Origin of the sequence: Pseudodesulfovibrio pelocollis, assembly GCF_030282845.1 — a bacterium.
In the GTDB taxonomy this organism is placed as follows: domain Bacteria; phylum Desulfobacterota; class Desulfovibrionia; order Desulfovibrionales; family Desulfovibrionaceae; genus Pseudodesulfovibrio; species Pseudodesulfovibrio pelocollis.
Genome location: NZ_JASTWE010000010.1, coordinates 36,415 through 58,697, shown reverse-complemented (window position 1 = coordinate 58,697; position 22,283 = coordinate 36,415). Strand labels below are relative to the sequence as shown.

The window sequence follows — 22,283 nt, the reverse complement described above, 5'->3', positions numbered from 1 at the left end:
GATATCCTTGGCCGCCCCGCGCCCCGGTCGCGGATCAGGCGTAGGACTGAAGCACGGCGGCGAGATCGCCAGCAGCGTAGCGGTGCCTTGCCAGCGGCTCGGGGGTGGCCAGCACAGGCCGCTCGCCGCGATAGAGCACGCCAAGGGGGATGCGCTCGCCGAACTCGTCGGCCAGGGCCATGGCCGCACCCCAGTCAGTGGGGTCGTGGTCCTCGACGACGCGGCAGCGCTCCTTGTACCAGCCAAAGGTGTTGACCTTGTTGAAGGAGACGCAGGGCTGGAATATGTCCACCAGGGAAAACCCGGGATGGTTGACGGCCTGGACGATCATCTCGGTCAGGTGCTCGGGCTCGCCGGTGAAGGCGCGGGCCACGAACCCGGCCTTCATGGCCACGGCCACGGCCACGGGGTTGAAGGCCTCGGAGGGTGCGCCCCCGGGCTGGGTCTTGGTCACATGCCCGCGCTGGGTCGTGGGGCTGGCCTGCCCCTTGGTCAGCCCGTATATCTGGTTGTCGTGGACCAGCAGGGTGATGTCCATGTTGCGCCGGATGGCGGCCAGGAAGTGGTTGCCGCCCTCGCCGTAGACGCAGCCGTCACCGGATTCGCAGATGACGGTCATTTCCGGGTTGGCCATCTTCATGCCCTGGGCCACGGGCAGGGACCGGCCGTGCAGGCCGTTGAACATGTGGCAGTGCATGTAGTGCGGGGCCTTGGCCGCCTGGCCGATGCCGGAGGAGATCATCACCCGATGCGGGGGCAGATCAAGGTGGGCCAGAGCCTTCTTGAGGGACTCCAGCAGCGGGAAATTGCCGCAGCCGGGGCACCAGGAGGTCTCGAATTCGCCGTATTGCTTGATGGAGATCATGGATTCACTCCCTTTGCTAGATGATGCTTTCAAGTCCCTTGAGGACATACCCGGGGCTGAGCGGCCTGCCGTCGAAGCGCAGGACCGAGCCGGTGACGACAAAACCCGTCTCCCGGGCCACCAGCCGGGCAAACTGGGCCGTGGCGTTGCCCTCCACGGCCACTACCTGCCCGGCTGATTCCAGGAAGTCCATGAACTGCTCCTCGCGCAGGGGATAGACCTGGCTGAAATGGAGCACGGCCGTGCGCGTGAGGCCCTTGGCGTTCAGGCGCTCGGCCGCCTCGAGGCACGCGCCCAGGGACGAGCCCCAGCACAGGAGCACGAGGTCCGCAGCCTCGTCGCTCTCATCAAGGCCGTAATACTCCGGGCCGATGACGTCCTGCATCAGGCCGTTGCCCTTGTCCAGCCGCTTGACGTTCTGGCGCACGCGATTGGCCGGGTCCTCTGTGATGCGGCCCTGCTCGTCGTGCTCATGGGAATCGGCCCGGACCAGCACCTCGGCAAAGCCGGGCACCACGCGCGGCGAAACACCGTCGTCTGTCAGGGCGTAGCGCTTGTAGGGGGCCGGGGCGTCCATGAGCGGCTGCGCGATCTCGGGCAGCCCATCGAGGTCAAAGGGCGGCACAGCCCGGTACGAATCGGCCAGGAACTGGTCCGTGAGCACGAACATGGGCGTCTGGTACTGCTCGGCCAGATCAAAGGCGCGGTGGGTCAGGGAAAAGCACTCCTCCACCGTGCCCGGCGAGAACACCGCCCGGGGAAACTCGCCGTGCCCGGCATGGAGGACCAGATTCAGGTCCGCCTGCTCGGTGCGGGTGGCCATGCCCGTGGCCGGGCCGGGCCGCTGGGCCACCACGACCACCAGCGGCGTCTCCGAGACTCCGGCCAGGCTCACGCCCTCGGTCATCAGGGCGAACCCGCCGCCCGAGGTGGCCACCAGGGCCTTGGCCCCGGCGTAGGACGCGCCAATGGCCATGTTGATGGCCGCTATCTCGTCCTCGGCCTGATCGTGGACCAACCCCAGCGGGGCTCCCTTGGCGATGAGGGTGATGGGCACGGTGGTGGCCGGGGTCATGGGATAGAACGAGACAAAGTTGCACCCGGCAGCCAGCGCGCCCAGAGCGATGGCCTCGTTGCCGTCGAGCATCAGCCGCCTGCCCGGATTCTCCTGGGGCGGCGCAATGCAGGAGAAGTCGAACTCCTGCTCCCCGACCCAGGCGAAGGCCTTGCGCACCACGTCGAGATTGGCCTGGACCACGGTATCGCCCTTCTTGCCAAAGGTCTGCCGCAGCAGGTCCTCAAGGATGGTCACATCGCCGCACACGGCCGCGCCGAGCACGCCAAGGGCCACCACGTTGTGAAACAGCGGCTTGGGAGCCAGCTCCTTGAAGGGCACGCGCAATGCGTTCAGCCCGGCTGTGTCGAGGGCCTCCCCGGCGATGACGATGGCCCCCGCGTTGAGCTGGTCCCGGTGCTCGTCGATAGTCCGCCCGTCCAGGGCCACAAACACGTCGATACCCTCGGCGATTGCCATCACCGGCTCCGGCCCCATGCGGATGGAGAAGAAATTGTGCCCGCCCCTGATGCGCGACATGTAGTCCTGGTTGACCAGCAGATGATACCCGGCCCGCGTGGCCGCCCGAGCCATGAGCTGGCCCACCGTGGCCAACCCCTGCCCGGCTTCGCCGCCGATGACGATGTTGATGCTTGTGTCCGGCATGGCTGCCTCCCGTGGCTGTTTTAGCACCGTGTTTCCGTGAAGGAAAAGGCCGGAGGGATGCACCGTCCGGCCTTGTGGTTCAACCCGCTTTAGGCGTTGGTCGGCGGCGTGAAGACCCGGGTGCCCAGGTCGCGGTCGAGCATGAACAACCCGCCGCCGTCGCCCACCATCTTGAGCTTGCCCACGATGTCGCCCACCGAGTCCTCTTCCTCCACCTGCTCGGAGATGAACCACTGCAAGAAGATGCCCACGGCGTGGTTGCGCTCCTCGATGGCCAGGTCGGCCAAGGCATTGATGCGGGCGGTCACGCCCTGCTCGTGCTCCAGGGCCTGCTCGAAGGCGGCCAGGGGCGACTCCCACGAATAGGGCGGAGCCTCGATGGTGCCAAGCATGGCATGGCCGCCAGCCTCGTTGATGTAGTTGAAGAAGCGCATGGCGTGGAACATTTCCTCCTGGTACTGGGCGTTCATCCAGGTCGAAATCCCGGCCAGCCCGGCACCGGAGAAATGAGAGGCCATGGAAAGATAGATGTGCGCCGAATATATTTCCCAGTTCATCTGGGCGTTGAGCGCGTCCTGCATTTTTTCGCTGAGCATGAAGACTCCCGTGCCTTGCGGCGGATTGATTGGTTTATCCGGCCCGCATGACAACGGGCCGGGCATGGCTGCGTGACGTGAAACGTCACCAACCAATACACCATCTTTCAGGCCGGTTTGCAAGGGAATGCGAAGAAGACGATCCGTCAGGCGAGGCTGGCCTGGGCGAACCTGTTGCGCAGCCGGTGGGCCAGATTGGTGTTGCGCTGCCCGGCCGTGGCGTTGTTCAGGCCGATCTGGAAGGCGCGCTCGCTGCCGATAAGCACGGCCAGCTCGCGGGCGCGGGTCAGCCCGGTATAGAGCAGGTTGCGTTGCAGGAGCATGAAGTGCTGGGTGACGATGGGCATGACCACGGCCCGGTACTCGCTGCCCTGGGATTTGTGGACGCTCACGGCATATGCCAGCCCCAGTTCGTCCAGCTCCGAGGTCTCGTAGTGGACATGGTTGCCGTCGAACTCCGCGACCAGTTCCTGGGCCTCGGTGTCCACGTCCACGATCCAGCCGAGGTCGCCGTTGAACACTTCCTTGTCGTAATTGTTCTTGAGCTGGATGACCCGGTCGCCCGCGCGGTAGGTGACGAACTTGCGCTTGAGTTCGCGCACATGCGGGCCGGGCGGGTTGAGCCGCTCCTGCAAGGCGGCGTTCAGGGCCTGGGTGCCCACCTCGCCCTTGTGCATGGGGGTCAGCACCTGGATGTCGCGCAGGGGGTCGAGGCCGTAGCGCTCCGGGATGCGCTCGCACACGCTGTCGAGGATCAGGCGCTGCACCTTGGCCGCGTCCTCCTGCGGAATCCAGAAGAAATCCGCCTCCGGGGCCTGACACGGATGCTGCCTCGGGAACTGCCCGCTGTTGATGCGGTGGGCGTTGACCACGATGAAGCTCTCCTGGGCCTGCCGGAAGATATGGGTCAGCACCGCGCAGGGCACGCGCTCGGAGTTGATCAGGTCGGCCAGCACGTTGCCCGGCCCGACGCTAGGCAGCTGGTTGATGTCGCCCACCAGGATCAGGCGGCAAGTGTGCGGCAGGGAGCGCAGGATGGACACGAACAGGTGCGCGTCCACCATGCTCGCCTCGTCCACCACCAGCACGTCCGCCTTGAGTTTCTGGTCCTCGCAGTAGTGGAACCCGCCGTCTGGCTGGTACTGGAGCAGCCGGTGGACGGTCAGGGCCGTGTGGCCCGTGGCCTCGGCCATGCGCTTGGCCGCCCGGCCCGTGGGCGCGGCCTGCTTAATCTTGAGGCCCAGCTCCTTGAGGGTGAGCATGATGGCCCGGGTGATGGTGGTCTTGCCCGTGCCCGGCCCGCCGGTGATGATGAAGACCTTGTTACTGCACGCCTCGAAGACCGCCCGGCGCTGCTCGTCCGAGAGCTTGAAGCCGAGCCTGTCCTCCACCGTGGGCAGGGTCTTCTCGATCTTCTTGCGGCTCACGGGCGTGGGATGGCTGACGAGTTGATGGAGCCGCTGGGCTATCTCGTTCTCGTAGTGATAGAAATGCATCAGATAGACCGCGTCGGCCACGCCCTGGTCGGCCAGGGTCTCGATGCGCACCCGCTTCTTCTCCTCCAGCGAATAAAGCGCCAACTCCAGCCTGTCGAAATCCGTGGTGTCCAGCATCCGGGCCACGTCCGAGAGCAGCGTGTCCCTGGGGATGAACAGGTGCCCGCCCCGCTCGCAGGCGGTGAACAGGGTATAAGAGATGGCCGCCTCCAGCCGCTGGGCGCAGTCCGGGGCAAAGCCGAGCTTCATGGCCATCTGGTCTGCGGTGCGAAAGCCCACCCCGCGAATCTTGTAGGCCAGATCGTAGGGATTGTCGCGCAGCTTGCGCTCGGCCTGGGCACCGTGCAGGTGGAATATCTTCCCGGCAAAGGTGGTGGGCACGCCGTGGGTCTGGAGGAAGACGAGCAGGTTCTTGATCTCGCGCTGACGGCTCCATGAGTCGATGATGTCCGTGAGCTTGTTCTTGGAGATACCCTTGATGGTCAGGAGCTGCTCCGGGTCGTCGTCGAGCAGGTCCAGCACGGACACGCCAAAGGCCTCCACCAGCCTCGTGGCGGTCTTCTCGCCCACGCCCTTGATGGAGGATTGCAGGAAGCGGATGACCCCGTTCTCCGTGGCGGGCCGGGCCTGCTCAAAGGTGCGCACCTCGAACTGGCGTCCGAACTTGGGATGCGTGGTCCAGACGCCGTGCAGGTCCAGGGTGGACCCGGCGGTCAGCTCGCCCATGGTGCCCACGATGGAGAACTGACCCGGCTCGTCGCGCAGGCGGCAGCGGGCGATGGCGTAGCCGTTCTCATTGTTGTGGTAGACCACGGACTGCACCTCGGCACCAGAGAGGAAGGTCAGTTGCTCCCCAGTCATGGCCGCTGCCCGCCCCTCACACTTTCTGCCTGTGGACCAGGGATTGCCGCAGCGTCTCCCGGTCCATGAACTTGACCTCCCCGCCCATGGGGATGCCCTGGGCCAGACGGCTGACATTGACGCCGGAAAACTCCGCCTCAACCATGTTCTTGATGAAGGATGCCGTGGCCTCGGCGTCCAGCGTCGCGCCCAGGGCCAGGATCAGTTCGCGCACGTGCCCGGCGCGCAGGTGGCGGCGCAGGCGGTCGGTCTCCAAGTTGGCCGGAGACACGCCATCAAGAGGCGAAAGCAGGCCGCCCAGGACCAGATAGCGGCCCCGGTACACGCCCATATCCTCCATGGCCAGGAGCGCGTCCCACTCGGGCACCACGCAGAGCTGGTCGGTCTCGCGGGCCGGGTCCGCGCAGATGGCGCAGGGGCTGGCCTCGGCCAGACAGGCACACTCCTCGCACAGACACAGGTTCTCGCGCAGGTCGAGGATGGACCGGCCCACGCCGTTGGCCCGCTCGCGCGGCATCTTGAGCAGGGTCAGGGCAATGCGCAAGGCCGATTTTGGCCCCACCCCGGGGAGGCTGGAGAGTTGCTCCACCACCTCCCTGAGGGGACCGGGAATATTCTGCAACGCGGTTTCTCCTAGAACATCCCGGGGATGTTCAACCCGCCGGTCACGGCCGAAAGTTCCTTCTCCATGAGTTCCTTGGATTTCTTGAGCGCCTCGTTGGCTGCGGTCAGGACCAGGTCCTGGAGCATCTCCACGTCCCCGGCCTCGACCACGCTCGGCTCGATGGACACCCCGACCAGTTCCTGGCCGCCGGTGACCGTGACCGTGACCATGCCGCCACCGCTGGACGCCTCCACGGTCATGGATTTGAGTTGTTCCTGCTTCTCGCTCATCTTGCGCTGCATGATCTGCGCCTGACGAATCATCTCGTTCATGTTTTTCATGGAATTCTCCGTTGTGTCTGAATGGGGTTGCCCGATGTGTCGGTCACTGCCTGCGGTGGCCCACCGAGAGCATCTGCGCGCTGAAGGCTTCCATCACCTTGAGCACGCCCGGATGGTTCTCGGCCTCCTCCTGAAGCTGCCTGTCCGTCTTGGGGACGGCAATATCGCCTGTTTCCACGCGAACTTCAACCTCGGAGCCGAAATATTCCCCGGCAAGGGCCGCCAGAGAAGAAAACGTCGTATTGTCAGAAAGTTGCGAGCAATGCATCCGCGATTTGCAGCGGATGACCAACTCGGCGTCGCCCACCAGCCCCTCGGTCAGACGGAGCATGGCCACCCGCACCCCGGCCTGCCCGTTGCGCTCGGCAACGAAGTCGAGGAAGCCGTTCCAGTCACGCGGCCCGGCCAATCGAGATGGGACCGGTCGCGATGGAGCCGGTCGGGACAGGGGGACTTCCACCCGGGATAGCTCAGGCGCGGACGGCGCTGGCGTGTGGGCCGGGCCAGAGGCCGCATCCCACTGGTCATTGCCGGACGCAAAGGCCGGAGCCTCTGGCGGGCAGTCATGATCGTCGGGCGGTCCGTCATCGTAGGACGGCGGCATCGGCTCATGTGACGCGGAAGGCGATGCGGCCACGGGGGCCGAACTGACCGGGGCTGCGGCCGGATTCATGACGGAATGGGGTCGGGAATCGTCCTGACTGGCGGACGGCTCGCCTGCCGAAGCGTCCGGCTCGCTTCTCTGCCCTCCCCCGCCAGGAGCCCGGCCCTGGGGCGCGGACGGTGCCGGACGCGGCGACGCTGCCTGCGGAGGCATCTGGGTCGGGGAAGCCTGGGCCGGGGGCGCTTGCCGGGGCGGTGTGAACCGCTGCCCCGGGCCAGAGCCGGAAGGCGGACCTTGGGAAAAAGAGCCGGACGGCGGACCTGATCCGGGAGTGCGGCGCGGCGGGATACCCTGGCCGGGGGTGCCCCCCTGTGTTGCCGGGCCGGTCATGGCTTCAAGGTCGATCAAGTCGGGCAGGCTGGCCTGGTTGAGCAGGAGCAATTCAAGCGCCAGGGCGGGTTCAAGGCTGGTCATGACCTTGCGCTGGCCGTCCAGGGTCATCTGCCAGCAGGCGTGGATGTGGGCGGGCGAGAACTTCCCGGCCCAGTCCATCCAGGCCCGGCTCTCGTCGTCCGAGAGTCCGAGCAGGGGCAGCGCCTCCGCCCCTGCCTGTCGCAGCAGGAACATGTTGCGCCAGCAGGTGGTCAACTCGCGCAGGAAAAAGCCGAGATCAAGTCCCTGGTCGAGTACCTGGCGCAGGACCATGCCCACGGCCACGAGATTGCGCGAGTGCATGGCCTCCATGAGCCGGAAGAAGACATCCTGCCCGGCAAGGCCGAGGAAGCCGCGCACGCTCTCCTCGCGCAGCACCTCCTCGCCCATGGCCAAGGCCTGACCGAGCAGCGACATGGAGTCGCGCACGCTGCCCGCCCCGCGCTTGGCGATGATCTGGAGCGCGCCCGGCTCGTATTGCAAGCCTTCGGCGTTCATTATTTTTTCCAGATGGTCCACCAGCCTCTGCTGGGAGAGCATCTTGAAGGTGTAGTGCTGGCAGCGGCTGACGATGGTGGCCGGAAACTTGTGCGGCTCGGTGGTGGCCATGATGAAGGTGGCGCGCGGCGGCGGCTCCTCAAGGGTCTTGAGCAGCGCGTTGAACGCCTCCTTGGTCAGCATGTGCGCCTCGTCGATGATGAAGACCTTGTAGCGGCACTCCACGGGCGCGTAGCCGATGTCCTCCTTGAGGCGGCGGGCGTCGTCGATGCCCCGGTTGGACGCGCCGTCGATCTCGATGACGTCCACGGCCACCCCGGCGGTGATCTGTCGGCAGTTGGAGCACTGGTTGCACGGCTCGGCCGTGGGCGCGTTGACGCAGTTGAGGGCCTTGGCAAAGATTCGGGCGATGGTGGTCTTGCCCACCCCGCGCGTGCCCGAGAAGAGATAGGCCGGAGCGACGCGGTCCTGCCCGGCCGCCCTGGACAGGATGGCCTTGATGGCCTCCTGACCGGCCACATCGGCAAAGGTCTGGGGGCGGTACTTGGCGGTAAGATTCGATGTGCTCATGAGCCTGCCTGATGCTTGTGCGCGGCCACGCTGTCCGGGAAAAACGCATGGAAATGGGGGAAACCCGACCAGCCGCGCCGGATTTCCCCCTTGTCTAGCAGATGATGGACCGACTTGCCACTAGATGGTGTAGCGGTGGAGCCAGTGCTCGTAGTCGGGATTTTCGCCCTTGACGATCTTGAAGTACTCGGTCTGGAGCAGCTTGGCCACCGGCCCGGCCTTGCCCTCGCCGATCTCCCGGCGGTCGATGGAACTGACCGGGGTCAATTCAGCAGCGGTGCCGGTGAAGAAGACCTCGTCCGCGATATAGAGCATGTCGCGGGTGATGGGTTCCTCGCGCACCTCGTAGCCCAGGTCCGTAGCCAGAGTGATGATGGAATCGCGGGTCAGGCCGCCCAGCACGCCGTCGGAGTGCGGGGTATAGATGATATCGTTGACCACCATGAAGATGTTCTCGCCCGAGCCCTCGGATACGTGACCGGTGGTGTCCAGCAGCACTGCCTCGTGGTAGCCGTCGGCCACGGCCTCGGTCTTGGCCAGCACGGAGTTGACATAGTTGCCGCAGGCCTTGGCCTTGGTCATCATGACGTTGACATGGTGGCGGGCAAAGGTGCTGGTCTTGATCTTGATGCCCTTCTCCAGCGCCTCGTCGCCAAGGTACGCCCCCCAGGGCCATGTGGCGATGACAGTGCGGATGGGGTTGTTGCCCGGATGCACGCCCATGACCCCCTCGCCGATGAAGACCAGCGGGCGCAGGTAGGCCCCGGCCAGTTTGTTGCGCTTCAGGGTCTCGATGGCGGCCTCGCACAATTCGGCGGGGGTATAGGGCACCTTGATGCCCAGAATCTTGGCCGAATTCACCAGCCGAATCATGTGCTCTTCGAGACGGAAGACCTCGGAGCTGCCGTCCGCACACTGGTAGGCCCGGATGCCCTCGAAGACGCCCGCGCCGTAATGCAGTGTGTGGGTCAGGACGTGGACATTGGCCTCGTCCCAGGGGACCTGTTCGCCATCAAACCAGATGGTTTCCGATTTTTGAACCATGAAATTCGCTCCTTGGGAAGTGGGTGGCAACAAGCCGCAACAATGCACGAGTAAAAATTGAAAAGTATGAAAAAGCGACCACAAGGTCAAGACACGATGACGGCCACCACGGAATTTCATTTTGACAGGCATGGGCGTCGAGAGTAAGAAAACTACTCTTGCACCCATACATTTTCAGGAGTTTCTTGCCATGTCCAAATTCGCGAGAGTCGATCGGCTTCCCCCCTACGTCTTCGCCCAGGTCAACGAGTTGAAGATGAAGATGCGCCACGCGGGCGCGGACATCATCGACCTTGGCATGGGCAACCCCGACGTGCCCACCCCCAAGCCCATTCTCGACAAGATCACCGAGGCCGCGTATCGGCCGGGTAACTCCAAGTATTCGGCATCCAAGGGAATCAAAGGCCTGCGCAAGGCGATTCGCGACTGGTATCTGCGCCGCTACGACGTCTCCCTCGACGACAATCAGGAGGTCTGCGTGACCATGGGGGCCAAGGAGGGGCTGGCCCATCTGGCCCTGGCCATGCTCAGCCCCGGCGACGTGGTGCTCGCCCCGGACCCGGCCTACCCAATCCACCCCTACGCCTCCATCATCGCGGGCGCGGACGTGCGCCGCGTGCCCATCGGCCCGGGCCAGGACTTCTTCGAGAACCTGGAGACGGCTGTGCGCCACACATGGCCCAAGCCCAAGCTCCTGATCATCAACTTCCCGCACAATCCGACCACCCAGTGCGTGGAACTCCCCTTTTTCCAGCGCATCGTTGATTTCGCCCGCGAGCACGGGCTCTTTGTCATCCACGACCTCGCCTACGCGGACTTCGTCTTCGACGGCTACGTCGCCCCGAGCTTCATGCAGGCCGAGGGGGCCAAGGAAGTGGGCGTGGAGTTCTTCTCCATGACCAAGAGCTACTCCATGGCTGGCATGCGCGTGGGCTTTTGCGTGGGCAACCCGGACATGGTCCAGGCCCTGACCCGCATCAAGAGCTATCTCGACTACGGCATCTACCAGCCCATCCAGATCGCGGCCACCTGCGCCCTCAACGGCGACCTGGGCGAGAACCCCAAGTTCACGGTCGAGGACATGGATCAGGCTGTCAAGGACATCATGGCCGTGTACGCCGACCGGCGCGACGCCCTGTGCGAGGGGCTCAACCGCATCGGCTGGGCCGTGACCCCGCCCAAGGCGACCATGTTCCTGTGGGCGCCCATCCCAGAAGAATTCAAGCACATGGGCTCGGTCGAATTCTCCAAGATGCTCCTTCAGGAGGCCGAGGTGGCTGTCTCGCCCGGCCTCGGGTTCGGCGAATACGGCGACGATCATGTGCGCTTCAGCTTTGTGGAGAACCGCCACCGCACCAATCAGGCCGTGCGCAATCTTCGGAAATTCTTCGGAAAGGGTTAACAGACCGTTGAAAAAGTCCAAACATGCAGGCTGTTCAAAAATGGTGAGATGCTAGGCGCAAAAAAAGTTCAAGACTGAAGCGTACTTCCTGTACGCGAGGGTTTGAACTTTTTGAAGCAACGACGTAGATCGCCGTTTTTCGACAGCCTGATAATCGAGGTTTTCATGGACGTGATACGACTCGGCCTGGCCGGTTTCGGCACTGTCGGCTCCGGTCTGGCCCGGATACTGGATCTCAACGGCGAACGCATTGAAAAGCGGCTCGGCAAACGCATAGAAATCAGGCGCGTCCTCGTGCGCGATCTCGCCAAGGCGCGCGCCTTCGACCCCGGCCCGGGCGTGAGCTTCACCACCGACCCCGACGCCCTGGTCAGCGACCCGAACATCGACATCGTGGTCGAGCTGATGGGCGGGCTGGACGCGGCCAAAGCGCTGATCCTCAAGGCGTTTGCCGCGGGCAAGCATGTGGTCACGGCCAACAAGCACCTTTTGGCCGTGGACGGCCTGGAACTCTTCGAGGCGGCCAGCGCCAGCGGCACGGGTCTCATGTTCGAGGCCAGTTGCGCGGGCGGCATCCCCATCGTCCAGACCCTCAAGGAAAACCTGGCCGGTGACGAGATCGTCAAGATGCTCGGCATCATGAACGGCACGGCCAACTACATCCTCTCGGAGATGACGACCAAGGGCATGGATTTCACCACCGCCCTCGACGAGGCCAAGGCCCTTGGCTACGCCGAGGCTGACCCCACCTTCGACATCGAGGGGTTTGACACCGCCCACAAGCTCTGCGTGCTCATCCGCATGGCCTTTGGCGTGGACTATCCCCTGGACGAGTTGCCCGTGCAGGGCATCTCCATGGTCACGCCGCTGGACATCGAGTTCGCCCGCCGCTTCGGCTACCGGGTCAAGCTGCTGGCCCACGCCAAGGTGGTGGGCGACAAGCTCGAAGCGGGCGTCCACCCCGCCCTGGTGCCCTACACCTATCTGCTGGCCCGGGTGGGCGGCAACTACAACGCCGTGCGCCTGGAGGGCAACGCGGTGGGGCCGATCATGCTCCACGGCCAGGGCGCGGGCGATCTGCCCACGGGCAGCGCCGTGCTGGCCGACATCATGAGCCTCGCCCGGCAGACCAGCGGCCGCTGCGACATGCTCGACAACACCGGCTTCCGCAACCAGCCCATCCCCAAGGCCAGGATCGTGCCGCCGGGGGAATCCGAGTCCAAGTTCTATTTCCGCTTCACCGTGGCCGACCGCACCGGCGTCATGGCCGCCATTGCCAGCTCCATGGCCGTTCATGGCGTGTCCATCGCCCAGGCCGTGCAGGACGGCGAGGCCGGAGCCAAGGGCGTGCCGCTGGTCATCATCAGCCACGAGACCCGGGCCGAGGCCGCCGACGCGGTCATCGCCGAGGTGGACGCCATGGACTTCAGCGTCGAACCTTGCGTCTGCTTCAGAATCCTCTAACGGGACTATTCATGAAACTTCTCTATCTCGTAGCCGACGGCATGGGCGACTGGCCCCTTGAGGAACTGGGCGGCAAGACATGCATGGAGGCGGCGCACACGCCCCACATGGACGAGCTGGCCAGAACCGGCGTGGTCGGCCGCGCCCAGACCGTGCCCGTGGACATGCCCCCTGGCTCGGACGTGGCCAACATGTCCCTGCTCGGCTTCGATCCGGCCCGCCACCACACCGGACGCGGCCCCATCGAGGCGGCGGCCCAGGGCCTCGTCCTCGACCCGGACGACCTGGTCTGGCGGCTCAATCTGGTCACGGTCTCCAGGCTGACCATCGACGGCTACATGCGCGACTACTCCTCGGGTCACATCCCGAGCGAAGTCTCGCGCCCGGTCATCGAGGCCCTGCAACAGCGGCTGGGCAACGAAACCTATGTCTTTTACCCCGGCATCCAGTACCGCCACCTGCTGGTCCAGAAGGGCGGCGCGCTGACCGACGACGCGGGGCTCAAGATCAACCCGCCCCACGACATCACGGACAAACCCATCAAGTACGACCTGCGCGCCTTCTCACGCAGTTCCCCGCTGTGGGACCTGGTGTTCGAGGCCGCAGACCTGCTGGCCGACCGGGACATCAACATGAGCATGGCCAACGCCATCTGGCCATGGGGCCAGGGCCGCCCCCTCATGCTGCCCGACTTTGCCGAGACCTTCGGCCTGCGCGGCGCGGTCATCTCGGCCGTGGACCTGATCAAGGGGCTGGGCAACGCCTCGGGCATGCGCGTATTTGACATCGAGGGAGCCACCGGCCTGCTCGACACCAACTACCAGGGCAAGGTGGACGCCGCCCTCGACTTCCTTGAGGACAACGACTTCGCCTTTGTCCACCTCGAAGGCCCGGACGAATGCGGCCACGGCGGCAACGCGGCCGACAAGGTCGAGGCCATCAGCCGCTTCGACGCCCGGGTGGTGGCCCCGCTGCTGGCGGCCCTCAAGGGGCGCGACGTGGGCTTCATCGTCACCTGCGACCACTTCACGCCCATTGCCGAGCGCACCCACACCACGGACCCGGTGCCCTTCATCATCAACGGCCCCGGCTGCCCGGCCTCGGGCGTGGACGGCTTCTCCGAGAAGACCGCCGCAAGCACGGGCCTCATCCTGGACAAGGGGTACGAACTGCTGCCCTTTGCCCTCAAGACCCTGGGGATGCGACCATGAGCGCCATCGTGCAGTTCCCGGCCTCGTCCAGTTGGTATCGCCACTTTGTCTCCTATGGCGAGACAGACACCATGGGCGTGCTCTATTACGCGGAATACCTGCACATCTTTGAGCGCTCCCGGAGCTTCTTCATCCGCGAGCACGGCATGAGCTATGCCGAGGTAGAAAAGCGCGGCATCATCCTGCCCGTGCGCGAGGCTCAGTGCCGCTACCGGGTTCCGGTCCGCTTTGACGACGAAATCCTCGTCCATGTGGGCATCACCCAGTGGAAGCGCGCCTCCATGACCTTCAGCTACGAGGTCATGAACCGCGACAAGAGCGTGCTCCACGCCACGGGTATGACCGAGCACGCCGCCGTGGATTCAACGGGCAAACCGGTGCGCGTACCCGACTGGCTGCGCCAACTGTTCGACTGATCAAGCACCTGTTCCCCGATCGGTTCAATCCTTCCTTTTTTTCTCTGAACACTCTGGAATCGCGGCTGTTTCTTTTTCGGAACCACCTCAAACAACCGTTTACATACCGCCCCGCGTCTGGCACGGTTTCCCCATGTTCATCGATGTCCACATGCACGCCTTTCATCCCAAGATCGCGGACAAGGTGCTCAATCAGCTTGAGGATCACTACGCCATCGCTCCGGTGGGTACCGGCACGGTGGACGATCTGATTGCGCGGCTCAACCAGGCGCACCTGGACTCGGCCGTGGTCCTGACCGCAGCCACCACCCCGGCCCAGGTCATCCCGGCCAACAACTGGTCCCTGTCCATCAGGCGCGAGCACCCCCGGCTGATCCCCTTCGGCACGATCCACCCGGGCTTCGAGGGCATGGAGGACGAGCTGGACAGGCTGGAGAGAAACGGAATCAAAGGGCTGAAATTCCACCCGGATTTCCAGGGGTATCGGCTGGACGATCCGGCCCTGTACGATGTCATGGAGATGATCGGCGACCGCTTCGTCTGCCTCTTCCATGTGGGAGACACCCTGCCGCCCGAGGACAACCCGTCGTGCCCGAAGAAACTGGCCCAGCTGCGCAAGGTCTTCCCGGGCCCGGTCATGATCGCGGCCCACATGGGCGGCTACCGCCACTGGGAATACGCCCTGGAGCATCTGGCGGCCACGGACGTGCTGGTGGACTCGTCGAGCACCCTCGCCTTTGTGGACGACACCCTGCTGCTGCGCCTCTACCGCGCCTTTGGCAGCCGCCGCATTCTCTTTGGCAGCGACTATCCCCTCTTCGACCCGGGCCGCGAAATCGAGCAGCTCGCGAGGCGGCTCCAGCTCTCCACCGGCGAGCTTGAGGCCATTCTGGGCAACGCAGGAGACATCCTCATCCAGCATGCCGTAACCGCGCGGCCAAAAGAACAGCAACACACAAAAAGCTGTTGATGAAATCGTCCCCGAACGTGTATGGAAAAGATGTCACAGAATTTCAACCGGGGGGGGAAAACGGAAATGAAACGTTGCATCACGGCCTTGCTTGTGCTGCTCATGCTGGCTTTGCTGGCCGCCTGCGGCAGCAAGAACTATCAGGTCACCACAAAGACGGGCGAGACCTTCCACACCCAGGGCGCGCCAGAATACGACCTGAAGAGCGAGACCTACAAGTTCACGGACGAAAAGGGCGAGGAGGTCATCCTCAACCGGATTGATGTGGACGTCATCCAGGAACAGAACAAGTAGCGCCATCGCCACGAGGCCGCCGACCAGCCCCCTGCTTTCAGGCCGGGGGCTTTTTTACGCCGATCCTCCGACTCGGCCGCCGACAGGACGCCGCGCACTCAGATCAAGTCGATGATGGAGCCGAAGCCGGGGTCAAAGAGCCGCCTGTGGGTGCGGATGACGAAGCCGTCGGTCATACCCGAAACATAGTCGCAGAGCATGCGCCGCCGATGATGCTCGTCGTCGTGTTCGAGAATGGCCATGTGATAATGGTCCGGCAGCAGCCGCAGGGAAGGCTCCTGCTTGGCCACATACTCCTCCTCGAAGACCGCGAAGACCTTGCGCAGAATGGTGCCGCCCTTGTATTCGAGCTGGTGCACCTGCGGGGTGCGGAAGACAAGGTCCCTGGCCAGCTTCTGCATGAGCTTGCAGCGCTGGCGCAATTCCGGGATCACCGCGATGTCGTAGCGGTAGCGGTTGGTGCGGTCGGCCAGCGGATTGTCACGCCGGGCCAGAGTGGTGGCGTGGATGAACTCGCCGATGAGCCGGGCCAGGAAAGGGCCGAACCCATCGTCCATGACCGCCTCGGTCAACTCGTCGAGAAACAGGATGTCCGCCGCGTCCAGGCCTGACGCCTGGGCGTCCCGCCAGTTGCGCAGCTTCTTGACCGAGATGAACCCGGCCCGGATGGAGTCGTCCAGGTCGTGGACCGAGTAGGCGATGTCGTCGGCCCAGTCCATGATCCGGCACTCCAGGGACTTGAAGGTGTTCAACGTCTTCTCGGAGTCGAAGAGATCGCCAAAGCGGGCGTCCGGGCTGACGAAATCGAGTATCGCCTCCTGGGGATCGTAGAGAAAGTGCTTCTTCTTGTCGGCCGAATCCCGGAACAGGGTCTTGTACTTGAGCATGCCGTCGAGAAAGGCGCGGGTGGGCTTCATGCCGCTCCAGGTGGCCTTGTCGCGGTAGAACAGCTCCACCAGGATACGCAGGTTCTGGGCATTGCCCTCAAAGCCGCCGGACTCGCGCATCAGTTCGTTGAGCGCCCCCTCGCCCGCGTGGCCAAAGGAGGGATGGCCGATGTCGTGGGCCAGACAGATGGACTCCACCAGATCCTGGTCGATATGGAACCCATCGCCAAGCTCGTCTGACGAGCGATTGAGGTGGTTGACGATGGAGCGCCCGATCTGGGAGACCTCGATGGAGTGGGTCAACCGGGTACGGTAGAAATCGAACTCGCCGGACAGGAAGACCTGGGTCTTGGACTGCAGCCGACGGAAGGCCGGGGAATAGATGATGCGGTCCCGATCCTGCTCAAAGGGGGTGCGCCCCTTGTCGTGCCTGGATTGCCCGTGCCCGATGCTCTCGGTGTCGAACTCGTTGTAGAAGCTGTTTTCCACTCGTTCCTCCCGCGCTTCGGGCGCTGTTTCAGGGGGCTGCGGCCTAGTCCAGGACTCCGGCCATGAGCGGGCCTATCCGGCTGGCGGTCTCCGCTTCGGAGGTGGGCAGCATGCCGAGGATGCGGCCGCGATACATGACCGCGATCCGGTCGGCCAGTTGCAGCGCCTCGCCCAGGTCGCCCGTGACCAGGAGCACCCCGGCCATGGCTCGAGCATCCAGCAGCCGCCGCCAGACCTCTTCGGTGGCCGAGACATCCAGCCCCTGGGTGGGCTGCTCAGCCACGATGAAACGCGGCTGGCGGTAAAGCTCGCGGGCCAGCACGGCCTTTTGCAGGTTGCCGCCGGAAAGCTGCCAGGCCAGGGCATGGATGCGCCCGGGCCGGATGTCGTATTTCCTGATCAACTCTTCCGTATCGCGCTCGGCGCGCCGCTTGTCGAGCCACATGCCCCTGGCAAACCCCTTGCGCGTGGTCAGCAGCAGATTGTCCACGAGGTTCTGGTTGCGCATGGTGGCCAGGCCCAGCCGATCCTCCGGGATGTAGCACATGGAGCGGTTCCAGGTGGATTCGGCGAAGAACTTGCGCCAGGGCTGGCCCATGATGAAAACCGTATCCACAGGCGGCTTGACCAGACCCGTGACCGCCTCAACCAGCTCTTTTTGCCCATTGCCAGCCACGCCGACCACGGCCACGATCTCGCCCTGACGCACCTCGAGATTGACATCGGTCAGCCCGAGACCGGTCATGCCCTTGATTTCAAGGACCGGCTCGCCCACCTCGACGGGCTGGCGGTCCACCTCGAGCAGCACCTCCTTGCCCACCATGCGCGAGGCCAGCTCGGCCTTGGACTCGATGGCCGTGGGGTCCAGCTCGCCCTCGATCCGGCCGCGCCGCAGGATGGCGATCTCGTCGGCCAGGGCGATGACCTCCTCGAGCTTGTGGCTGATGAAGATGACGGACTTGCCCTGCTCAGTCATGCGCCACAGGGCCTCGAAGAGCCGGTTGGTCTCCTCGGGCGTGAGCACAGCCGTGGGCTCGTCAAAGATGAGGATGCGGCTCTTGCGGTAGAGCAGCTTGAGGATCTCCACCAGCTGGCGCTCGCCCATGGACAGGTCGCTGATGCGGGCCGAGACGTCCACGGCCAGCCCGTATTCCGTGGCCAGCGCGTCCACCCGCGCCTCCATCTCGCCAGGATTGATAAAGAATCCGCCTTCCTGGCCGAGCAGCACGTTTTCGGCCACGGTCATGGAGTCCACGAGCATGAAATTCTGGTAGACCATGCCAATCCCGGCGGCGATGGCGTCCTTGGAGGACTCGAACCGCACCGGGCGGCCGTCCACCTCCATGGTGCCCGAGTCGGGCTTGTAGCGCCCGGCCAGCATGCTCATCAACGTGGACTTGCCCGCCCCGTTCTCGCCGAGCAGGGCCTTGATGCGGCCGGAATGGATGTCCAGGGTAATGGCGTTGTTGGCAACCACCTTGCCGAACCGCTTGGTCACCTCCTTGAGCCGGACCACGGGCACGGCACCCTCGGGCAGCGGCCTCACCCGCGCGGGCCGGACATAGCGCAACTCGGACATGGGCTATGCCTCCGGCTCGATGTTGGTGCCCAGAGCGGCCGGGGCGTCGATGCGGCGGCCCCGCCAAGCCGAGAGGATGAGCACCAGGATGGTCAACAGGTACGGCAACATCAGGAGCAGCGACGACGGGATATGCGTGCCCATGGCCTGGAGCCGTAGCTGGAAGGCCATCACCCCGCCGAAGAGGTAGGCCCCGATCACGGCCCGACCCGGCCGCCAGAAGGCGAAGATGACCAGGGCCACGGCGATCCAGCCGCGCCCGCCGGACAGGCCGTTGGTCCACAGATGGGTGTAGGCCAGGGAGAGATACGCCCCGCCAAGGCCGATGAGGAAACCGCCGGTCAGCACCGCGAAATAGCGCAGGGCCACAGGCTTGAGCCCGGCAGCTGCTGCGGCGGCAGGCATCTCGCCCGTGGCCGCGACATGCAGCCCGAGGCTGGTGCGCCGGAAGAAGAACCAGAAGAAAAATGGGATGACAAAGGAAATGTAGACCAGCATGTCCTGGCGGAAGAAAATGTCACCCAGCACGGGAATGGACGAGAGCAGCGGAAAGGCGAAGGGGTCGAAGCCGGGGGCGGCCAGCCCCACGTAGGGCACGCCAAGGAAGGTACTCACGCCCAGACCGAGAATGGTCAGGGCCAGCCCGGAGACCACCTGGTTGCCCAGGCAGGTGATGCAGACAAAGGCGTGCAGCGAGGCAAAGGCAAGGCCCGCCGTGCCGCCCGCCAGAAAGGCGAGCCAGGGCGAGCCGGTGGCAAAGCTGGTGACAAAGGCGGCCAGGGCGGCCACGGCCATGATGCCCTCCACACCCAGGTTGAGCACGCCCCCCTTCTCGGTCATCATCTCGCCCAGGGTGGCGTAGAGGATGGGCGTGCCCGACTGCACGGCTGCGGCCATGAGCGGTATGATGAATTCCCACATGAGCATCACTCCCCCCCCTCACGCGGGGCGCGCTCGATGCGATAGGTCAGGAAGAACTGCCCGGCCAGCACGGTGAGCAGGATCATGCCCTCCATGATCACCCCGAAGGCGGCCGGAATCTGCAATTCGAGCTGGAGGTTCTCCACCCCCACCCGCAGGGCGGCAAGCAGGAAGGCCCCAAAGGCGATGTTGAGGGGTTCGAGCCGGGCCAGCCAGGCCACCACGATGGCCGTGTAGCCGTAGCCCACCATCAGGCTGGGTTGCAGCCGGTTGAGCACGGCCGAAGTCTCGATGCACCCGGCCCACCCGGCAAAGCCGCCCGACAACCCCATGACGAACATGGTCAACAGACCATAGCGAATCTTGGCGTAACGGGCCACGCGCGCGCCCTCGCCGCTGGCCTTGAGCTCGAACCCGAGGCGGGTGAAGCGCATGAAGGCCCACAGCCCGACACCCACCACGGCGCAAAAGAGCAAACCCCAGTGGACCCGGCTGGAGCCGATGCCCGCGATGACCGCCCCGGAGGTGAACTCGGGAGTCATGGGAAAGCCGAAGCTGGTCGGGTCCTTCCACACCCCGAAGACGAGGTAGTCGAGCAGAAGGATGGCGATGTAGTTGAGCATCAGGGTCGAGATGATCTCGTTGACACGCAACTTGAGCTTGAGCACGGCCGGAATGAAGGCCCAGGCCCCGCCCAGCAGGAAGGCCATGGCGAACATGAGGGGCATCAGCCCGTACCAGGGCAGCCCGGGGAAGCTGAGCGCCATCCAGGTGGCCCCGATGGCCCCCAGGGCGAACTGCCCCTCGGCCCCGATGTTCCATATCTGCATGCGAAAGGCCACGGCCACGCCGAGGGAACACAGGAAGAGGGGGATGGCCTTGAGCAGCGCGCCCTCAAGGGCCCAGAGGTTGCCAAAGCTCCCTTCCCAGAGGATGAACATCCCGTGCAGGGCGTCCTTGCCCTGCCCCGCCAGGAGCAGGCAGCTCACACCCAGCGAAAAGAGCAGGGCGCCCAGGAAAATGACCAGGGCGCCCCACTTCCAGGGTTCATCTCGTTTTCGTATCTTCAGTGCCATCTGTCCGAGACTTTACTCGGCCGAACCGACGACGCCTTCCACGAACCAGGTCATGCCGAGCATTTCACCGTCGGTCATGGAGGTTCCCTCGGGCACGGCGATCTCGCCCTGCTGGTTCTTGATGGGACCGGCGAACACGGTGTCAACACCGCTCATCAGTTCGTCGCGCTTGGCGAGCACCTGGGCCTTGACGTCCTCGGGAACCATCGGACCCATGGGCGCGATGTCAACCACGCCGTCCTGCATGGACCACCACAGGGCCTGATCGCCCTGCCAGGAGCCGTCGCGGACCTGCTCCACGGTCTTGACGTACATGGGAGCCCAGTTCCACATGGCCGAGGTCAGGTGCGCCCTGGGCGCGAAGGAGGACATGTCGGAATTGTAGCCGACGGAGTAGGCACCGGCCTCCTGGGCGGCCTCCTGCGGGGCCGGGGAGTCCTGATGCTGGGCGATGACGTCGCAGCCCGCGTCGAGCAGGCTTTTGGCGGCGTCCTTCTCCAGAGCCGGGTCATACCAGGTCTTGGTCCAGACCACACGCACCTCGGCCTCGGGGTTGGACTGGCGCACACCCAGGGTAAAGGCGTTGATGCCGCGAATGACCTCGGGGATGGGAAAGGCGGCCACGTAGCCGAGCCTGTTGGACTTGGTCATGGCACCGGCCACCAGACCGGTCAGGTAGCGCGCCTGATAGATGCGGCCGAAGTAGTTGTTGACGTTCTCGGACTTCTTGAAGCCGGAGCAGTGCATGAACCGGACGCCGGGGAACTCCTTGGCCACCTTGATGGTCGGGTCCATGTAGCCGAAGCTGGTGGTGAAGATGATGTCGAAATCCTTGCGGGCCATGTTGCGGATGACGCGCTCGGAGTCGGCGCCCTCGGGTACGGACTCGACGTAGGAGGTGGTGACGAAGTCAAGCGCCTCCACGGCCTTGCGGCCCAGATCGTGGGCATAGGAATAGCCCGCGTCGCCCACTGGCGAGACGTAGACGAACCCGACCTTGACGGTCTTCTCCTCGGCCGGGGCGGCTTCCCCTGACGCATCGGGAGACGCCTCGCCGGAGGCTTCGGTTGTCGCCTCGGACTGGGTGGCGGGAGCCTCTGCCTTCTTCTCCTCCGGAGCCTCGGCGCAGGCGAACAGGGACAGCATCAGCGCCAGCGATAGGGCGGATGCGGCGAACAGTTTCATCATTTTTTTCATCGTGGACCTCTCCATGTGCGTTTGTATCAACTGCCAATATCCCAGCATGCCTTTTTGGGCAACACCCGCTTTCTCGAAGCGAGTTCCATCACATCATAATACTTGAACAACTATTTTTGCGACCCTACTCGGAAGCCTGGATGATGGGCTGGACGAACTGGGAACCCGCGTCCCACGGGAAGAGTATCCAGGTGTCCTGGCTGACCTCGGTGATGAAGGTTTCGACCATGGGCCGCCCGGCGGGCTTGGCGTAGACCGTGGCAAAGTGGGCCTTGGGCACCATGTCTCGGGCGATCTGTGCGGTCTTGCCCGTGTCCACGAGATCGTCGATGAGCAGCCATCCCTGGCCGTCGTTGTCCACGGACTTGAGCACCGTGGCGCTGCCCTGCGCCTTCCAGTCGTAACTGGAGAGGCAGATGGTGTCGATGAGGCGGATATCAAGCTCCCGGGCGATGATGGCCGCTGGCACGAGGCCACCCCGGGTGATGGCGATGATCCCCTTCCACGGCCCCTTTTCCATCAAACGCCACGACAGGGCGCGACAGTCGCGGTGCAACTGTTCCCAGGAAACGGGATACATCTTCTGGTAGCGGCTCTTGTCACCCATGACGGTCGATCTCCTGGCGTTTTCCCGAGGGGAGGAACGGAAGAACCGTGCATTTACCCTTGTTCGACCGATTAATCAAGAGTTCAAATCATGCCGCAACCGGCAAAGGAGAAATCCTTTTTTTCCGGCGTGATGGGCC

General features: G+C 64.4%; 20 protein-coding genes. 6 read left to right on the top strand and 14 right to left on the bottom strand.

The window, feature by feature from the left end:
• Positions 1–34: 34 nt before the first annotated feature.
• The 8 genes from QQS14_RS05585 to QQS14_RS05550 all read right to left on the bottom strand — a co-directional run bounded on the left by QQS14_RS05585 (position 35) and on the right by QQS14_RS05550 (position 9,631).
• Positions 35–865 carry a 2-oxoacid:ferredoxin oxidoreductase subunit beta gene (locus QQS14_RS05585; protein ID WP_285905956.1) on the bottom strand — a complete coding sequence of 277 codons (831 nt, stop codon included), beginning with the start codon at positions 863–865 and terminating at the stop codon, positions 35–37.
• A gap of 16 nt (positions 866–881) precedes the next feature.
• The gene (locus QQS14_RS05580; RefSeq protein WP_285905954.1) at positions 882–2,585 is read right to left on the bottom strand and encodes a 2-oxoacid:acceptor oxidoreductase subunit alpha; all 1,704 of its coding nucleotides are present in this window, start codon (positions 2,583–2,585) and stop codon (positions 882–884) included.
• Positions 2,586–2,674: 89 nt separating this feature from the next.
• Positions 2,675–3,181, bottom strand: a complete 507-nt coding sequence (locus QQS14_RS05575) for a ferritin (protein WP_285905953.1) — start codon at positions 3,179–3,181, stop codon at positions 2,675–2,677.
• Positions 3,182–3,327: 146 nt separating this feature from the next.
• The gene (gene recD2 / locus QQS14_RS05570) at positions 3,328–5,538 is read right to left on the bottom strand and encodes an SF1B family DNA helicase RecD2 (RefSeq protein WP_285905951.1); all 2,211 of its coding nucleotides are present in this window, start codon (positions 5,536–5,538) and stop codon (positions 3,328–3,330) included.
• Positions 5,539–5,554: 16 nt separating this feature from the next.
• Positions 5,555–6,160, bottom strand: a complete 606-nt coding sequence (gene recR / locus QQS14_RS05565; protein ID WP_285905949.1) for a recombination mediator RecR — start codon at positions 6,158–6,160, stop codon at positions 5,555–5,557.
• 11 nt (positions 6,161–6,171) lie between these two features.
• Positions 6,172–6,483 (bottom strand): YbaB/EbfC family nucleoid-associated protein, encoded by a 312-nt coding sequence (locus tag QQS14_RS05560; protein WP_285905947.1) that lies wholly within the window; start codon positions 6,481–6,483, stop codon positions 6,172–6,174.
• 43 nt (positions 6,484–6,526) lie between these two features.
• Positions 6,527–8,587, bottom strand: a complete 2,061-nt coding sequence (gene dnaX, locus QQS14_RS05555; RefSeq protein ID WP_285905946.1) for a DNA polymerase III subunit gamma/tau — start codon at positions 8,585–8,587, stop codon at positions 6,527–6,529.
• Between the two features lie 120 nt (positions 8,588–8,707).
• Positions 8,708–9,631, bottom strand: a complete 924-nt coding sequence (locus QQS14_RS05550) for a branched-chain amino acid transaminase (protein WP_285905945.1) — start codon at positions 9,629–9,631, stop codon at positions 8,708–8,710.
• 190 nt (positions 9,632–9,821) lie between these two features.
• Between QQS14_RS05550 and QQS14_RS05545 the strand changes: the two genes are divergently transcribed.
• From QQS14_RS05545 to QQS14_RS05520, 6 genes are all read left to right on the top strand, one after another.
• Positions 9,822–11,033 carry an aminotransferase class I/II-fold pyridoxal phosphate-dependent enzyme gene (locus QQS14_RS05545; protein WP_285905944.1) on the top strand — a complete coding sequence of 404 codons (1,212 nt, stop codon included), beginning with the start codon at positions 9,822–9,824 and terminating at the stop codon, positions 11,031–11,033.
• A gap of 165 nt (positions 11,034–11,198) precedes the next feature.
• Positions 11,199–12,497, top strand: a complete 1,299-nt coding sequence (locus QQS14_RS05540; RefSeq protein ID WP_285905942.1) for a homoserine dehydrogenase — start codon at positions 11,199–11,201, stop codon at positions 12,495–12,497.
• 11 nt (positions 12,498–12,508) lie between these two features.
• Positions 12,509–13,708: a cofactor-independent phosphoglycerate mutase gene (locus tag QQS14_RS05535; RefSeq protein WP_285905940.1), complete on the top strand. Its 1,200-nt coding sequence runs from the start codon at positions 12,509–12,511 to the stop codon at positions 13,706–13,708.
• Positions 13,705–14,124, top strand: coding sequence for an acyl-CoA thioesterase (locus tag QQS14_RS05530; protein WP_285905938.1), 420 nt, complete (start codon positions 13,705–13,707; stop codon positions 14,122–14,124). The genes QQS14_RS05535 and QQS14_RS05530 overlap by 4 nt, the downstream gene beginning before the upstream one ends.
• Positions 14,125–14,257: 133 nt before the next feature.
• The gene (locus QQS14_RS05525; RefSeq protein ID WP_285905936.1) at positions 14,258–15,094 is read left to right on the top strand and encodes an amidohydrolase family protein; all 837 of its coding nucleotides are present in this window, start codon (positions 14,258–14,260) and stop codon (positions 15,092–15,094) included.
• A gap of 66 nt (positions 15,095–15,160) precedes the next feature.
• The gene (locus tag QQS14_RS05520; protein ID WP_285905934.1) at positions 15,161–15,388 is read left to right on the top strand and encodes a YgdI/YgdR family lipoprotein; all 228 of its coding nucleotides are present in this window, start codon (positions 15,161–15,163) and stop codon (positions 15,386–15,388) included.
• A 98-nt stretch (positions 15,389–15,486) separates the two neighbouring features.
• Here the strand turns inward: QQS14_RS05520 and dgt are convergent, their stop codons facing one another.
• The 6 genes from dgt to gpt all read right to left on the bottom strand — a co-directional run bounded on the left by dgt (position 15,487) and on the right by gpt (position 22,144).
• Complete coding sequence (gene dgt / locus QQS14_RS05515) at positions 15,487–16,764, bottom strand: dGTP triphosphohydrolase (protein WP_285905933.1); 1,278 nt, start codon at positions 16,762–16,764, stop codon at positions 15,487–15,489.
• A gap of 43 nt (positions 16,765–16,807) precedes the next feature.
• Positions 16,808–18,343 (bottom strand): ABC transporter ATP-binding protein, encoded by a 1,536-nt coding sequence (locus QQS14_RS05510; RefSeq protein WP_285905932.1) that lies wholly within the window; start codon positions 18,341–18,343, stop codon positions 16,808–16,810.
• A gap of 3 nt (positions 18,344–18,346) precedes the next feature.
• Positions 18,347–19,264: an ABC transporter permease gene (locus QQS14_RS05505; protein WP_285905931.1), complete on the bottom strand. Its 918-nt coding sequence runs from the start codon at positions 19,262–19,264 to the stop codon at positions 18,347–18,349.
• A gap of 5 nt (positions 19,265–19,269) precedes the next feature.
• A complete protein-coding gene (locus QQS14_RS05500) occupies positions 19,270–20,340 on the bottom strand; it encodes an ABC transporter permease (protein ID WP_285905930.1) in 1,071 nt (356 codons plus the stop codon).
• A gap of 12 nt (positions 20,341–20,352) precedes the next feature.
• Positions 20,353–21,537, bottom strand: a complete 1,185-nt coding sequence (locus tag QQS14_RS05495; RefSeq protein ID WP_285905929.1) for a BMP family ABC transporter substrate-binding protein — start codon at positions 21,535–21,537, stop codon at positions 20,353–20,355.
• A gap of 124 nt (positions 21,538–21,661) precedes the next feature.
• Complete coding sequence (gpt, locus tag QQS14_RS05490) at positions 21,662–22,144, bottom strand: xanthine phosphoribosyltransferase (protein ID WP_285905928.1); 483 nt, start codon at positions 22,142–22,144, stop codon at positions 21,662–21,664.
• Positions 22,145–22,283 lie beyond the last annotated feature (139 nt).

Bases quoted from the DNA above. Each gene is read 5' to 3' on its own strand.
- QQS14_RS05585 (WP_285905956.1), bottom strand. From the start codon at position 865: ATGATCTCCATCAAGCAATACGGCGAATTCGAGACCTCCTGGTGCCCC.
- QQS14_RS05580 (WP_285905954.1), bottom strand. From the start codon at position 2,585: ATGCCGGACACAAGCATCAACATCGTCATCGGCGGCGAAGCCGGGCAG.
- QQS14_RS05575 (WP_285905953.1), bottom strand. From the start codon at position 3,181: ATGCTCAGCGAAAAAATGCAGGACGCGCTCAACGCCCAGATGAACTGG.
- recD2 (WP_285905951.1), bottom strand. From the start codon at position 5,538: ATGACTGGGGAGCAACTGACCTTCCTCTCTGGTGCCGAGGTGCAGTCC.
- QQS14_RS05560 (WP_285905947.1), bottom strand. From the start codon at position 6,483: ATGAAAAACATGAACGAGATGATTCGTCAGGCGCAGATCATGCAGCGC.
- dnaX (WP_285905946.1), bottom strand. From the start codon at position 8,587: ATGAGCACATCGAATCTTACCGCCAAGTACCGCCCCCAGACCTTTGCC.
- QQS14_RS05550 (WP_285905945.1), bottom strand. From the start codon at position 9,631: ATGGTTCAAAAATCGGAAACCATCTGGTTTGATGGCGAACAGGTCCCC.
- QQS14_RS05545 (WP_285905944.1), top strand. From the start codon at position 9,822: ATGTCCAAATTCGCGAGAGTCGATCGGCTTCCCCCCTACGTCTTCGCC.
- QQS14_RS05540 (WP_285905942.1), top strand. From the start codon at position 11,199: ATGGACGTGATACGACTCGGCCTGGCCGGTTTCGGCACTGTCGGCTCC.
- QQS14_RS05535 (WP_285905940.1), top strand. From the start codon at position 12,509: ATGAAACTTCTCTATCTCGTAGCCGACGGCATGGGCGACTGGCCCCTT.
- QQS14_RS05530 (WP_285905938.1), top strand. From the start codon at position 13,705: ATGAGCGCCATCGTGCAGTTCCCGGCCTCGTCCAGTTGGTATCGCCAC.
- QQS14_RS05525 (WP_285905936.1), top strand. From the start codon at position 14,258: ATGTTCATCGATGTCCACATGCACGCCTTTCATCCCAAGATCGCGGAC.
- QQS14_RS05520 (WP_285905934.1), top strand. From the start codon at position 15,161: ATGAAACGTTGCATCACGGCCTTGCTTGTGCTGCTCATGCTGGCTTTG.
- QQS14_RS05510 (WP_285905932.1), bottom strand. From the start codon at position 18,343: ATGTCCGAGTTGCGCTATGTCCGGCCCGCGCGGGTGAGGCCGCTGCCC.
- QQS14_RS05505 (WP_285905931.1), bottom strand. From the start codon at position 19,264: ATGTGGGAATTCATCATACCGCTCATGGCCGCAGCCGTGCAGTCGGGC.
- QQS14_RS05500 (WP_285905930.1), bottom strand. From the start codon at position 20,340: ATGGCACTGAAGATACGAAAACGAGATGAACCCTGGAAGTGGGGCGCC.
- QQS14_RS05495 (WP_285905929.1), bottom strand. From the start codon at position 21,537: ATGAAAAAAATGATGAAACTGTTCGCCGCATCCGCCCTATCGCTGGCG.
- gpt (WP_285905928.1), bottom strand. From the start codon at position 22,144: ATGGGTGACAAGAGCCGCTACCAGAAGATGTATCCCGTTTCCTGGGAA.